Here is a 14548-nt window from a genome sequence, read left to right as displayed (position 1 = left end):
TTTTGGTTAAGTAATTAGCAAAATACTGATTGTTAGTATTATTCAGAAATTTTCTTTCCAACCTTTTAGCATTGTCTATTTTAAATTTAGTTGAATAAGCCCTAAAACAGTACTTGCATGGTTAAACTGATTGCTCTTTATCAGATAGAAACAGGTCAAAACTATTTTCAAGAACCTGTTATACCTAATTGTTCTTTCCATCACAGTGGTTGTTATCAGCAACAATACCCTAAGCAGGGTGTAAACTCCGTAAATTACTATTGCTATCTGCAAAGTTTTTCGTCCACCTTACCTGCTTTAATTAAACTTTGCAAAAACAAGGATAGCAGATTTGCGAAAACGGCGAATAATTCAAGAAAAAAAACAACAGAAAGCTCGCAGGTTGGATCAGGTAAATTACCTTCGGGCGCATGAATTTGTTTCAATTTCCCAATCAAACCAATTATTATAAAGGCAAAGTAAGAGACGTTTACAGCATCGGCAGCGATTGGCTGGTGATGATTGCCAGTAACCGCATTTCGGCTTTTGATGTAATTCTTCCAAAGCCGATCCCTTATAAAGGACAGGTATTAAACCAAATTGCTGCATACATGCTCAATGCCACAACAGATATTTGTCCAAACTGGCTGGTAAGTGTTCCCGCTCCGAACGTAAGTATTGGTAAGCGTTGTATACCTTTTAAAATCGAGATGGTTGTAAGAGGCAACCTTGTTGGCCACGCATGGAGAACATATTCATCCGGCAAAAGAGAACTTTGTGGTGCAGCAATGGCGGAAGGTTTAAAAGAAAATGATTACTTCCCCTCTCCCATCATTACTCCATCAACAAAAGCAGATGCTGGGCATGATGAAGACATTTCGCCTGCAGAAATTATTGCACAAGGCATTTGTTCAGAAGCAGAATGGAATCAATTAAGCAGTTATGCATTGCAACTGTTTGCAAGAGGAAAAGAAATTGCAGCAAAACAAGGATTGATCCTCGTTGATACAAAATATGAATTTGGAAAAATAGGTGAAACCATTCACCTGATGGATGAAATACACACACCCGATTCATCCCGTTATTTTTATGCCGATGGTTTTGAAGAACGTCAGCAAACCGGGGAACGCCAGAAACAATTAAGTAAAGAGTTTGTACGTGAATGGCTCATCGAAAATAATTTCATGGGCAAGGAAGGACAAACGGTTCCTGAAATGAGCGTTGAATGGATCAGCACCATCAGCAAACGTTATATTGAACTGTATGAAAAAGTGATCGGCGAAGCATTTGTCCCGGAAGAGTTAAGTGATAAGGAAACGGAACAACGGATCGTAGCAGCACTTCAAAACTTATAATATGAGTCCCGATTCCATTTTTCAATTATGCAGCACCATTGCCCTCATCGCATGGTTGATCTTATTTATTGCAAGTCCGTTCTGGAAAGCAGTCGATAAATTACTGATCGGTGTAGTTATTACTCTGTTTTCAATTTTATATTTCTGGTTGCTGGCACAGAATTTTAAGTTGAGTGATATGCAAAACTTCAGCACATTGGAGGGGTTTATGCAATTGCTTACCAGTAAAGTTGCTGTAACCACTGCCTGGATCCATTTTCTTGCATTCGATCTGATGGTGGGTATCTGGATCAAAAAAAATGCACAACTACATGGCATCAAACATTGGGTGCTCCTCCCCTGTTTGTTTTTTACGTTTATGGTAGGGCCTGTTGGATTATGCATTTACCTGATCGTTCGCCTTGTCCACACACGTCAATACTTCGCTGATAATTATTAAGCACATGAACACATTCTTAACCGAATTAAAATCACGAAACAATACGTTGTTTTATTTTGGTTGGATTTGTTTGTATGCCGCATTAGGTTGCCTTGTGCTTCTATTCACCAGCAGCACAATGGTGCTTGGCATCAATGCATGGATAAAACCGATGAAGTTTTTTCTATCCACTGTTTTTTTCAGTTGGTCAATGGGTTGGTATCTCTTTTATTTGAATGAGCAACGTAAAACAACTATTTATAGTTGGGCACTCATCATCACACTTCTGTTTGAGTTGATCTACATTGCATGGCAAGCGGCAAAAGGTGAGCTTTCGCATTTCAATATCTCATCTGCATTTCATGGAATAATGTTTTCGTTAATGGGCATCGTGATCACCATCATCACAGCATGGACAGGTTATATCGCATTTCTATTTTGGCGAAGACCATTTCCGCAATTACCAGCCAGCTATTTATGGGGTATCCGTTTCGGACTTTTGCTGTTTGTTGTGTTTGCATTTGCAGGAGGATTAATGGCTGCACGGCTTAGCCATACAGTTGGAAGTGTAATGAAAACAACTCAAGGACTTCCGATATTGAACTGGAGCAGAGAATCGGGCGATCTACGGGTGGCGCACTTTTTTGGCATGCATGCATTGCAGTTGCTACCGTTGCTTGGTTTTTATATTGTTCGTAGAAAATGGCTGATTATTTTGATCAGTCTGTTATATGCAGCTGTTGTAGCTGCTCTTTTGTGGCAGGCATTGAAAGCCGTACCTTTAATTCCTCTTGATTAGTTCGTAAAATAAATGTTTCGCTTTATCTGAAAAAACAGAACGATGTATAAACTGATGCTGCCTTTTTGTTTGTTGCTTGCTGTTGTATCAAATGCTCAACAATATCATTTATTGATAGGAACCTATACCAATGCCGGCAGCGAAGGCATTTATACCTATCGTTTTGATGCCAGGACCGGAGAAGTAACAGCCAACAGTTCGGTAAAAACATCCAACCCATCCTATCTGGCTGTATCACCCGACAGCAAATATGTATATGCCGTTAATTCTGATAAAGACGGAATGGTGAGTGCATTTCAATTCAACAAACAGGACGGTTCTCTGAAATTTTTAAACAAGGTTACCAGTGCAGGATCAGACCCCTGTTACATCAGCATTAATAAAAAGGGAAACATTCTTGTTGCAGGAAATTACAATACAGGAAATCTATCGGTGATGGAAGTTCGGCAGGATGGACAAGTGAATCAACCAAAACAAATCATCCAGTTAAAAGGGAACAGTGTGAACCGGAGCCGACAGGAAAAAGCACATGTACATGCAACTGTTTTTTCACCGGATTATAAATTTTTGCTCGTACCTGATCTTGGTACGGACAAAGTGATGATCTACAAAGTAGCTCCTAACAGTGGTGCATTGCAACCAGCCGATCAACCGTTCGTTGATGTGAATGCGGGAGCAGGCCCACGCCATCTCACATTTCATCCAAAGCTTAATATTGTCTACCTCATTGAAGAACTAACGGGCACCATCAGTGTATTTAATTATAAAGATGGAGCAATGTCAGTGTTACAAAATACATCCTCACACCCTATGAGTTACCAGGGCGCTTACGGCTCGGCAGATATTCATGTATCTCCCGATGGCCGCTTTCTCTACGGCAGCAACCGCGGCGATGCAAATTCCATTTCCATTTTCAGCATCGATCAGGAAACTGGTATGATACAACCGGTCGGCTTTCAGCCAACACTTGGTATTCATCCCCGCAACTTTTCATTTGACCCAACAGGTAATTTTTTATTAGTGGCAAACAGGGATAGTGATGAAGTGGTTATTTTTAAAGTAGATAAACAAACAGGACAATTAGAGGATACAAAAAAACGAATCAAAGTATCAAAGCCGGTTTGTATCAAATGGATCGTTACAAAATAACAACCGGGCTGTATGATCGCTTAAAAAAACCAACATCAATTAAACATTCATACATGAAAAAGATCTTTCCGGAATCAATGCCGGTTCCAAAAGGCTATTACTCTCCTGCAGTTGTACATAACGGTACGGTGTATGTAAGCGGGCAATTACCAATCAATGAAAAAGGTGAACCGCAGATCAGTAGTATTGAAGATGAAGTACGCCAATGCATGAAAAATATTGAAATAATTTTGAAAGCAAGCGGCAGCGACCTGCAACACATTTTAAAAGTGAATGTATTTATTGCCGATATCAGTAACTGGCCCACATTCAACCAGGTGTTTGCTGAAATTATGGGAGAGCATCGACCGGCACGTATTGTAGTACCCTGCAACCAACTCAACTATGGTTGCGGAATTGAAATTGATTGTATAGCGGCAGTTGCCGGGTAAAATGCCAGGTCGGCCCATGCAACGATTCATGCGTTGCGTTTACATTAGACAGTTAAGTGCATGGTCTGACCGTTAAAACTTTCATTATGAGCATTTCAAAATCAGATATTGAGCAGGCACACGAACGCATCAAGCCGTTTATCCATCAAACGCCCGTACTCACGTGCACCACCATCAACCAACTGGCAGGTGCCGAATTATTTTTTAAATGCGAAAATTTTCAAAAGATCGGTGCCTTTAAAATTCGTGGCGGTATGAATGCAGTACTGTCGTTGCCAAAAGAACAAGTTGCGAATGGAATTGCCACACACTCATCCGGCAATCATGCACAGGCCATTGCTTTTGCAGCAAGACAGGTAGGCACCAAGGCTTACATTGTAATGCCCAACACCTCACCTGCTGTAAAAGTAAATGCAGTAAAAGGTTATGGTGCGGAAATTACATTTTGCGAACCCAATCAACAGGCAAGAGAAACAGCGTTGCAGGAAATTGTTGATCGCACCGGTGCAGCTTTTGTACATCCTTACAACGATGAACAAGTGATTACAGGACAAGCAACCTGTGCAAAAGAATTACTGGAAGAAATTCCATCACTTGATTGTCTACTGGCACCGGTTGGTGGCGGTGGCTTGTTAAGCGGCACTTCGTTAAGTGCACATTATTTTTCGCCAACAACAAAAGTGTTTGCAGGTGAACCCGAAGGTGCAGCTGATGCAGTGCTTTCATTTCGCAGCGGAAAAATTGAAACCGCACCGTATATCAATACGATTGCGGATGGATTGCTGACCAAGCTCGGCGACAAAACATTTCCGATTATCCGGGAACATGTAACCGATATATTAACCGTAAGTGATGATGAAATTATTGCCGCACTACGTTTGATCTATGAACGCATGAAAATTATTATCGAACCAAGTTGTGCGGTACCTTTTGCTGCGTTACTCAAAAACAAAGAATTGTTTGCAGGCAAACGTGTGGGAATTATTCTATCCGGAGGAAATGTTGATTTGCAAAAGCTGGGAGAATGGTTTAAATGATAGCTGTTCACCTGATGGGTGACTGCATATCATCTCTACTCCACATTCAACTGCCGTTTGTATAACTGCACGGCATTTTCGTATCCAAGGTACAGCGCATCGCAGATCAATGCATGACCAATGCTTACTTCATCGATCCATGGAATGGTTGTAATGAGATAATTGAGATTTTGCAGATCAAGATCATGACCGGCATTGATACCAAGCCCCATCGAACGGGCACGTGTAGCCGCTACCAGGTATTGATGCACAGCGTCTCTGGGTTCTGCTGTATATTGTTTGGCATACGCTTCCGTGTATAATTCGATCCGGTCGGTGCCTGTTTCAACGGCACCTTCGATCATCCGTATTTCCGGATCACAAAAAATAGATGTGCGGATGCCTGCATTTTTAAACACAGCGATCATATCGATCAAATACTTTTTGTTTTGAATTGTATCCCAACCATGATCGCTGGTGAGTTGTCCCAATGTATCGGGTACCAATGTTACCTGATCAGGTTTAACTTCCAGCACAAGATCAACAAACGATTGCTCACGGCAATTGCCTTCAATATTAAATTCAGTAGTAATGATCTGTTTGATCTGCCGCACATCATCGTAACGGATATGTCGTTCATCGGGGCGAGGATGCACCGTTACACCATCGGCACCAAATTTTTGTGCATCAATGGCAGCCTGCAATACGTTGGGTCTGTTACCACCACGACTGTTACGCAGCGTAGCAAATTTGTTGATGTTAACGGAGAGTTTGGTCATACAGTAAAGGTATGAAGTTGAATGATTAGTTTATGTTACCGGTTATGGGTTACGGGCGGGTGCTCTAAATATTTATGCTGTCTGATTTTTTTTACCAGTATTTATTTTCAGAAAGTAAATCAAAAACAAGATGCTAAAAGTTATGAACACTTATAACTCATAACCTGTAACTTTCTTCTAAATAAATCCCCTGCAATTCTTAGCTCCGCATTTGCACGGCAGTTTTCCATCGTGATGTGTTTCTCCATAATCGCAGGTAAGCTCCTCTCCTTTTTTGATGGGACGTTTACTATAGAATTCCACTTGCCTGTATGCACGACGCATGTATGTATTAGGATCGCAGGAATGATTGATGTAGGATAATGCATTGCGATTAATGCTTGCATCCAATGCCACCGGATCGTTATCAAACTCCACCATCAGCAATTCTCCGGCATGTTGTTGCTTTACTCTGCGTTGTGCTTCTTTGTAGCTGATAATTTCACCGGCCATGTTGCCGAGTTTCCTTTTTGCAGGAATCGCTTTTTGTGCAAATGCTCCTTTGCCTGCAACGTTGCTTTTCTTTACTTCAATTGGGAAATTCATAACGCAAGTTAAGAAGGTTTGAGGAGTAAGGTATAGGGTTGAAGGCGTAGGACGAAAGGAACAAACAACCAGCAACAAACTCTATACAATCTTACCGCTTTCAGAGTTTTCGTACCTCGAACTTCCTACCTCGTACTTCAACTAAACTTCCATCCACGTATGATCTGCCAGCAACTTTGCTGATGCAACAAATTGTTTGAACGGCCCTGTACCTCCCCACTCCTTCGGACTAACCATCGACAACAAATAACTGTCATCATTTTTCTGGTACAGATGATACACCTGTCCAATAACAGGACGAAAGTTCAGCTTTGCATCATAGATCATCAATGATAATTCTTTCCGCTTTATAATTTCCTGCGCCTGCCGTGCAAGTAATTCAATTTGTTGTTTGATCTGGTCGAGTTGCATATTGGTTTGCTCTTCCATCGCAGTTAATGCCTGGTGACGGATCACACCTTCTTTCGTTGGACGAATGGCCACACCACTTACGCTCGACGCATACGGCAACACACTCATTTGTTTGTGATACACTTCTACATTGGTGTAACGTTTATATTCCGGCGTAAAACCTTTTTGTGTGATGCGCAAAAAACCATTGGGCATTATTTCATGGGTGGCGCTGAATTTTAATTGTCCGTTCGTGATAAATTCCACCAGCAAAGTAGATGAGTTCGGAATTTCGGAACGGATCTGCTGCGCCACTTCTGTTTTTTCAAATGAATGCAGTTCCGCATCCGGCACAAAATTGTACGATGTATAAAACGCTTCATTGAGATGGGTTACCCAGTTGGTGCTCATCATCAATTCTGTTCCGTTTTTGACCGATTCGATTTTACAGTTGCCGCTCTTGGGCGTTTCCCCAAATTCGTAACTGCACTTTTCCGGAAACAACTGCCACGATGCTAAAAAATTATACGCCTGAACCATACTGCAAAGATGTGTGAAGTTGTTTAAACACTTACAGGACGATTTTGTTTGAAAAAGTTACAGGTTACAAGTTATGGGTTACAGGTGCTTATAACTTCTACCGCTCTGCAATTATAAAAGCAGCATTACCTCCAGAGAGCCACTCATAACTCATAACTCATAACCCAGAACCCGCAACAAGCAACCAACTATAAACTATAAACACAAACTATCCTCCCCTAACTTTGCTTCACTATGGCATACAGCTCACTCGAAGAATGTTTACTCGACCTTGAAAAGAATGGTCATTTGGTACGCATAAAAGAAGAAGTTGATCCGCACCTCGAAATGGCGGCTATTCATCTCCGTGTGTATGAAGCCAAAGGCCCCGCCCTCTTGTTTGAGAATGTGAAAGGATCGAAATACCGGGCCGCTTCCAATATTTTCGGCACACTCGATCGCAGCAAATTCATCTTTCGTGATACGTTGCAATTGGTGCAAAAACTTATTGAACTGAAAGGCGATCCCATGAAAGCGTTGAAGAGTCCGCTTCAAAACCTCAGCACAGGTTTGGCAGCACTCAAAGCGTTACCCAAAAAACAATCTTCTTTTTCGTTAGACAAAATACAGGTGAGTGATCTACCTCTCATTAAACATTGGCCGATGGATGGTGGCGCCTTTGTTACATTACCTCAAGTGTACACAGAAGATGTAGAGAAGCCGGGCATTATGAAATCGAACCTCGGCATGTATCGTATTCAACTGAGTGGAAACGAGTATGAATTAAACAAAGAAATTGGTTTGCATTATCAGCTGCATCGTGGTATTGGTATTCATCAAACAAAAGCAAACGCCAAAGGTCAACCATTGAAAGTGAGTTGCTTTGTTGGCGGACCACCATCCCATACCTTGAGTGCCGTGATGCCTTTGCCGGAAGGTATCAGTGAAATGACATTCGCAGGCGTATTGGGTGGCAGACGTTTTCGTTATGCATACGATGCATTAGGCAATGCGATTAGTACTGATGCAGATTTTGTGATCACAGGTGAAGTTGATCCGTTGCAGAATAAACCTGAAGGACCGTTTGGTGATCATTTGGGTTATTACAGTTTAAAACATCCGTTTCCGTTAATGAAGGTGAACAATGTGTATGCAAAGAAAAATGCGATCTGGGCGTTTACAGTTGTTGGTCGTCCACCACAGGAAGATACCAGTTTCGGTGAACTGATCCACGAACTAACGGGCAACGCTATTCCACAGGAAGTACCGGGATTGAAAGAAGTACATGCAGTTGATGCGGCAGGTGTGCATCCGTTATTGCTGGCAATCGGCAGTGAACGTTACACACCTTACACTCCCACCAAGCAACCGGCTGAGTTGCTGACCATCGCCAATCATGTATTGGGCACAGGGCAATTAAGCCTGGCGAAATTTTTATTTATTACAGCTGATGATACCAACCAACTGCACACCCATAACGTGCAGCCATATTTAGAATATATTTTTGAACGCATTGATCTTTCAAGAGATCTCCATTTCTATACAAACACCACCATTGACACATTGGATTACTCCGGCACGGGTTTGAACAGTGGGAGTAAACTAGTATTAGCAGCTTATGGTGAGAAGAAACGGGAACTGTGCAGAGAAGTGCCAACTGTTTTAAAAGAATTACAACAGTTCGAAAACCCACAGCTCTGTATGTCGGGTGTTGTTGCACTACAGACGAAGAAGTTTACAACCTACGAAGAGGCGCAACAAGAGTTGGAGGTTTTAAACCATCAACTATCAACCATGAACCATGAACTGAATTCCGTAGCTCAGATCATTATTTGCGACGACAGTAGTTTTGTTGCGGCCAATCTTCGCAACTATTTATGGGTAAGTTATACAAGATGCAATCCGAGTCATGATGTGTATGGCATTGCTTCGTTTACTGAGTACAAGCATTGGGGATGCAAAGGACCCGTTGTGTTTGATGCAAGATTAAAACCGCACCATGCGCCACCGGTGGAGAAAGATGCAACGATCGAAAAACAGATTGATCGTTTGTTTGCGAAAGGTGGAAGTTTGGAAGGGATTGTGTGAGGTTAAAAAATCCCATAAAGCAAGTAGCAAAATCAACTTATTAGAAATTCTCTTTTCTGGAGGAGTTGTGTATATTACAAATTAGTGGCAAACTGACAGCTGGTTCAAAATTGAGTCTCTTAAAAAATTAATAACCTTATAAAATCAGCCAACCTTGACTATGCCAAACTTTCGCTACTGCACAAAATATTACATCTTGTTTTTTTTGTTTTTCTCTTTGCAAACAAATGGGCAAACTGTTCAGTTATTTAATCACATATCTAATGAAGTACTCACAATACCCTCCAAAGTTTTAAATCAGGAACGTCAAATTTATATACATGTTCCAAAACAGGATTCTGCAAAGCCAGACAAAACTTTTCCCGTGCTGTATTTATTGGATGGAGAAAATCATTTTCATATACTTTCTGCATACATTGACTACTTAAGCCATTTTGAAATAATCCCGCCGATCATGGTAGTCGGTATTATCAGTAAAGACCGAAGAAAAGATCTTACACCTACTAAAAGCATACTTGATTATTCCGGAGAAGTTGACTCTACTTATAAAACAAGCGGCGGCAATGAACCTTTTTTTCAGTTTCTGCAATCTGAGTTAATACCCTACATCGAAAAAAAATATAAAGTTGAACCATACAAAATATTTGCCGGTCATTCATTTGGTGGTATTACATCAATCAATTGTATGTTTACCCGCCCTGATATGTTTAATGCCTATATAGCCATAAGTCCGTCGCTTTGGTGGGACAATAAATACACTTTAAAACTTGCAGAAAACAAACTGAAAAAATCAGGGTATCTCAACAAAAAAATTTTCTACAGCGCAGGGGATGAGGGGATCAACGAACCGAATTCGTTTCACACTGACATCTTGAAATTTGATAGTTTATTGATAAATAATGCACCGAAAGGCCTTTCATATAAATACAAAAGCTACCCGGAAGAAAGTCACATGAGTGTTCCAATAGTTGCTTATTATGATGCATTGCGATTTATTTATCAGGACTGGCAGCCTCCTGTAAAAAAATAGCAAGAGCAGATCAATACCTGAATTCATTCGCTAACATTTCCCGTCCGAGGGATGCTGGCGATGCCATAACACGGTAGTTAGTATAGATACAAATACAATTTCATTTCAGATTGAGATTTTGAAGATGTAACCTGCGTCTATATGACGTGTAAGCATTTGAGAAATTGCAAACCCTCTCTTTTTTCCCAGGCAGGTCTCCTAAAAGGGACTCGCCGTAATTAAAAACGATTGTTCAATTCTGTTCTCCGATTTTTAAGGAGTATATCGTTAAACTGTTACCTCCGGCTAACTTTCTTTCCACAGTAATTTTCTTACTTTAGTAGCAAGAATACACAGGTCGGTAGACCCGCAAGAAAAAGAAAACTATGTTTACATTAGAACAAATCAAAACAGCTCATAGCAAAGTAAAATCAGGTGCAGATTTTCCTGCATACATCAACGACATTAAACAGTTGGGTGTAACGGGTTACGAAACATTTGTTACGGACGGACATACAGACTACTACGGCACGAATGATTTTAAAATTTCAACAGTTGCCAGGTATAACACGTTGGCAATTTCAGAAAATCCAAACCCTGAACAATTCCAACTGGACCTGAAAGCACACCAGCAAGGAAAAACAGATTATCCAACTTTTTGCAATGACTGTGCTGCATCAGGAATTGAAAAATGGACTGTACGTATGGATAAAATGACCTGTACGTATTACGACAGAGCAGGTAAGGAAATTCTAACAGAAGTTATACCGGCGCCGTAGAAAAACAACTGTTAATAGATTTCTTTGTATTTATTGCAACTGCACTTTTAGATTGAAAAAAGATGGCTTCAGAAAATTCTGCATTTCAGATTCCTGAAAAAAGCTCGGCCGCATACTTGCTTTCACTTCGTATGTACCACTAAAAAAGAACCCTTCAAGTAAGGTTGTTGTTACATCTGTTTTTTCGCCCGGTAAAAGCCCCATTGAGGGAACTGCCACGAACGTCCGCAAATCCGATCCATATGGTATATGATCGCTATGAGCTATCTGCGTGATTGTTATGGGTCTGTTACCACGATTATACAATTCGCCCACTTTTACAGTTTGGGTAATTCCGCTTTGCAAACCAGACATGATTACATATTCGCTTACAAACACGATTGGTTTTTCCACGTCTACAATCACGCTGTAGGTCATCACTTCTCCACCCCTCTTCACGGCAATATAAAAACCTTTGGGATAAGCGAAATCAATCGACAAACCAGTATGCGGATAAACAGTTGTACTGTTTGCCGGAACTTCATATGCATTTTGAGTATACCGTACTTCTTCTCCATTATGCTCGATCACGGGTGTTAATGCTCCAAAGTGTGTATCGGCCGGTATAATTACATGTATTTTACCTATCGAACTACTTTCATGAATAATTTGAACAGCAGAAATATCTGCTGACAGTTGAGCATTCATCGATTTCAAAAAACGAAAATTTGTGACCGCCAGTGTACCGGCTACCGGTTCTTCCTGCACAGTTATACGATAGTTGACTTTTTTCTGCGGATCACTTGCAGAGGTAATGGTGTACAACAATTCTTTATAAAGAAAATCAGCCTTTACACCCAACTGTGGAGCAATACTGTATCCTTGTTTTTGGAAATTGGAAACAAGTGGTGTTAGTTGTAATCCTGTGTTACCTCTTGGTATTCGGATGGTAATAAGTCCCGGTGCTGTCTCAATCCCATTTACAACTATAGGATGATCGATATCGATTGAAGAATAATTCACCTCTGAAAACCGAAAGTCGTTGATTTTAACTGTTGAAATATCAACTGGTAGTTCTGGTTGTGGTTCGATATTTTTTTTACAACCTGAAAAAATAAACAATTGCAGCAGTAATGCGGCGATTGCGGTAGATGTGAAACGCATAGATAATAAGGTTTTGATTTGAATAGCAAAACTATTTTCTACGTGTTGACATGTTTATGTATTCTCTCTGGAAAGTTATTTGAAGCAGATAAACGGAAAATGAAAAGGACAAGTGGTACTATAAATTGTAGGCGAAAAAGAATGCACCAATCCCTTACTTGACTTGGCCTTAAAAATTTGCTTACTTTAGTAACAACAATGCGGATACAAAAATATCAGGGCAAGAAACAGGTAATGAAACCACAACCACATACTATTGCTTTTGCGTCATATATTTCAAAGTGGACAGCTAAAATTTAGATATGAATTTGACCTTTCTATATATTGCAATGATCATTGTCGGGGTCTTTTATTTCTATTACACACTAAGTTATGCTTTGAAGTTCAGGAAGAATTTGGTTTTTAAAGGAAGCTTATATGTATTCCATCAAATAATGTTTTGGCTAATTCCATTTATTTGGATTTGGTTCGTCAAAAATATTTTGAAGTCCCCAAAAGGCTCACATGAGATAGAGAATAAGTCAGAGCCTACTTCTTTTGGGGGACATTATCAAGCTTAGTTATTTCTTCTGCGCTATCCCGTTACTTTTCTTTACGATACCAATTTGCTTCTTTATAATACCAAAGCACTCATCTGAAGACTTAAACAAGAAAGTTCAACAATCAAACCATCACTTCAACTTCCTCGTTAACCGTATCCCCATCGGCACAGAAAAGAATGCATAATTATCGGGATTTACATTATTTCCAAAAAAACCAATGGCATCAATGCCTTCCGGTGGCAAACAGCTATTGGCCTCACGATGTTTAATGGAAAACATTTTATAACGGGCCCCGAGGCCAATAAACATTTCATAACCCCAGTTGGGCGAACCAAACAAGGGTTCACGCATGCCGATGCGAAAGCTCAGATCCACTACATCCTTCACCCGTTTATAGGTATCAAATTTTTCATAAGCAGGTACGCCGTTTACACAATCCATGCCCAGCCATGCTTCTTCTTTACGTTCGGTATGTTTGTACATAGCCCCTGCTTCAAAAAATGCACTGTGCCGGTTATTCATATACCAGCGGGCAAACGGAGCAATGGCAAATCCGGCTAACGGTTTCGTATAGCCGTCGGCAGCAAAATAAACCGACACATCAGCACCAACAGCAAATCTTGGTTTCAGCATCACATCCATACCCAGCCGCACACTCGATTCAAACGGATCGAACAATGCAAGCGGTTGCAGACGCAATTGTTGTTTGTAACTGTTTTTTATAACCGTATCTTTTTGTGCAAACGCAACAAACAATAAAAGGCAACCGGTTACGGTAACAAAGAGTTTCTTCATCTGGTATTATTGGATAGAAGCTAAAAGAACAGGGTTACGGTTATCGGTAATATCGTAAAGGGTGGAACCGGTTTGTGTCCAGCAGATCAATACATTGTTGTACGGTATCACATCTATAAACCAATTGCCGTTATTGACCACCTTGATCTGCACAGGATCGTATGCATTCGAAATATCGTACACACGCAAACCCACTTGCCGGTCGCACACATACAGTACATTGTCTTTATAACCCAAGCCGTAAGGTTCACTTACAAAAAGTGCCTTCCGTTGAATGGGATTTAAAATATCTTTTACATCATAAACGGCAAGGATACTTTGTACACCACCACATTCAGCATTTACTCGCAGTGTGGCATAGGCTACCGTATCTTTTGCAACAACAGGATCACAACGACGAAGAACAGTTGGCGAAACAGCCTGGCTTAACTTTTCCGGATTCTCCGGATTGGCAATTGAAAATATATGCACAACACTGGTGCTGCCAATAAACAATTTGTCTTTGAAAGGATAGATCGTTTCAATTTCAAAACCTACTTTGGTTGTTTTGATGAGTTGCGGAGAAGCTGCATTCACTAAAGAGAACACACGCAGGTTTTCCTTATCAACTGCATACATATAATTGCCGACCACTGCAAAACGGGCCAGCGAACCGCCCTGCCCTGTTTGACCTCCGCCTGCAAATGAATTATTACTTTCTTTCGAGCAATGAAGAAATAAAACGGATACAACTACGAGATAAATAATAGTGAGTTTATTCTTGTACATAGGT

Annotated in this window: 16 protein-coding genes; 10 read left to right on the top strand and 6 right to left on the bottom strand. The window is 40.6% G+C overall.

The window, feature by feature from the left end; all coding sequences use genetic code 11:
• The first annotated feature begins 117 nt into the window (after positions 1-117).
• From WG989_RS15435 to WG989_RS15405, 7 genes are all read left to right on the top strand, one after another.
• A complete protein-coding gene (locus WG989_RS15435; RefSeq protein ID WP_340430734.1) occupies positions 118-414 on the top strand; it encodes a hypothetical protein in 297 nt (98 codons plus the stop codon).
• A complete protein-coding gene (locus WG989_RS15430) occupies positions 411-1334 on the top strand; it encodes a phosphoribosylaminoimidazolesuccinocarboxamide synthase (protein WP_340430732.1) in 924 nt (307 codons plus the stop codon). The genes WG989_RS15435 and WG989_RS15430 overlap by 4 nt, the downstream gene beginning before the upstream one ends.
• 1 nt (position 1335) lies before the next feature.
• A complete protein-coding gene (locus WG989_RS15425; protein WP_340430730.1) occupies positions 1336-1773 on the top strand; it encodes an ABA4-like family protein in 438 nt (145 codons plus the stop codon).
• 4 nt (positions 1774-1777) lie between these two features.
• Entirely contained in the window at positions 1778-2551 is a 774-nt protein-coding gene (locus tag WG989_RS15420; protein WP_340430728.1) for a hypothetical protein, read from the top strand.
• 42 nt (positions 2552-2593) lie between these two features.
• Complete coding sequence (locus WG989_RS15415) at positions 2594-3700, top strand: lactonase family protein (RefSeq protein ID WP_340430727.1); 1107 nt, start codon at positions 2594-2596, stop codon at positions 3698-3700.
• 53 nt (positions 3701-3753) lie between these two features.
• Positions 3754-4131 (top strand): RidA family protein, encoded by a 378-nt coding sequence (locus WG989_RS15410; RefSeq protein WP_340430726.1) that lies wholly within the window; start codon positions 3754-3756, stop codon positions 4129-4131.
• Between the two features lie 86 nt (positions 4132-4217).
• Positions 4218-5168 carry a pyridoxal-phosphate dependent enzyme gene (locus WG989_RS15405; protein WP_340430724.1) on the top strand — a complete coding sequence of 317 codons (951 nt, stop codon included), beginning with the start codon at positions 4218-4220 and terminating at the stop codon, positions 5166-5168.
• 35 nt (positions 5169-5203) lie between these two features.
• Here WG989_RS15405 and WG989_RS15400 read toward each other — a convergent pair whose 3' ends face one another.
• From WG989_RS15400 to WG989_RS15390, 3 genes are all read right to left on the bottom strand, one after another.
• The gene (locus WG989_RS15400; protein WP_340430722.1) at positions 5204-5926 is read right to left on the bottom strand and encodes a pyridoxine 5'-phosphate synthase; all 723 of its coding nucleotides are present in this window, start codon (positions 5924-5926) and stop codon (positions 5204-5206) included.
• A gap of 177 nt (positions 5927-6103) precedes the next feature.
• On the bottom strand, positions 6104-6511 hold the full coding sequence (locus WG989_RS15395; RefSeq protein WP_340430720.1) for an SET domain-containing protein: 408 nt from the start codon (positions 6509-6511) through the stop codon (positions 6104-6106).
• Positions 6512-6652: 141 nt separating this feature from the next.
• Entirely contained in the window at positions 6653-7441 is a 789-nt protein-coding gene (locus tag WG989_RS15390) for a DUF2452 domain-containing protein (RefSeq protein WP_340430718.1), read from the bottom strand.
• A 234-nt stretch (positions 7442-7675) separates the two neighbouring features.
• On the opposite strand from WG989_RS15390, the gene WG989_RS15385 reads away from it, so the two are divergent.
• The 3 genes from WG989_RS15385 to WG989_RS15375 all read left to right on the top strand — a co-directional run bounded on the left by WG989_RS15385 (position 7676) and on the right by WG989_RS15375 (position 11296).
• Complete coding sequence (locus tag WG989_RS15385; RefSeq protein ID WP_340430715.1) at positions 7676-9508, top strand: UbiD family decarboxylase; 1833 nt, start codon at positions 7676-7678, stop codon at positions 9506-9508.
• A 196-nt stretch (positions 9509-9704) separates the two neighbouring features.
• Entirely contained in the window at positions 9705-10538 is an 834-nt protein-coding gene (locus tag WG989_RS15380) for an alpha/beta hydrolase (RefSeq protein ID WP_340430713.1), read from the top strand.
• A gap of 365 nt (positions 10539-10903) precedes the next feature.
• Positions 10904-11296: a DUF1398 domain-containing protein gene (locus WG989_RS15375; protein ID WP_340430712.1), complete on the top strand. Its 393-nt coding sequence runs from the start codon at positions 10904-10906 to the stop codon at positions 11294-11296.
• A gap of 30 nt (positions 11297-11326) precedes the next feature.
• On the opposite strand, the gene WG989_RS15370 is transcribed toward WG989_RS15375, so the two are convergent.
• From WG989_RS15370 to WG989_RS15360, 3 genes are all read right to left on the bottom strand, one after another.
• Complete coding sequence (locus tag WG989_RS15370) at positions 11327-12439, bottom strand: hypothetical protein (RefSeq protein WP_340430711.1); 1113 nt, start codon at positions 12437-12439, stop codon at positions 11327-11329.
• A 671-nt stretch (positions 12440-13110) separates the two neighbouring features.
• The gene (locus WG989_RS15365) at positions 13111-13776 is read right to left on the bottom strand and encodes a hypothetical protein (RefSeq protein ID WP_340430710.1); all 666 of its coding nucleotides are present in this window, start codon (positions 13774-13776) and stop codon (positions 13111-13113) included.
• Between the two features lie 6 nt (positions 13777-13782).
• Complete coding sequence (locus WG989_RS15360) at positions 13783-14544, bottom strand: LVIVD repeat-containing protein (protein ID WP_340430709.1); 762 nt, start codon at positions 14542-14544, stop codon at positions 13783-13785.
• Positions 14545-14548 lie beyond the last annotated feature (4 nt).

Source organism: Lacibacter sp. H407, from assembly GCF_037892605.1.
Lineage (GTDB): Bacteria > Bacteroidota > Bacteroidia > Chitinophagales > Chitinophagaceae > Lacibacter.
Note: the sequence above shows the minus strand (reverse complement) of the source record. Positions and strands in the feature narration are given on the sequence as shown.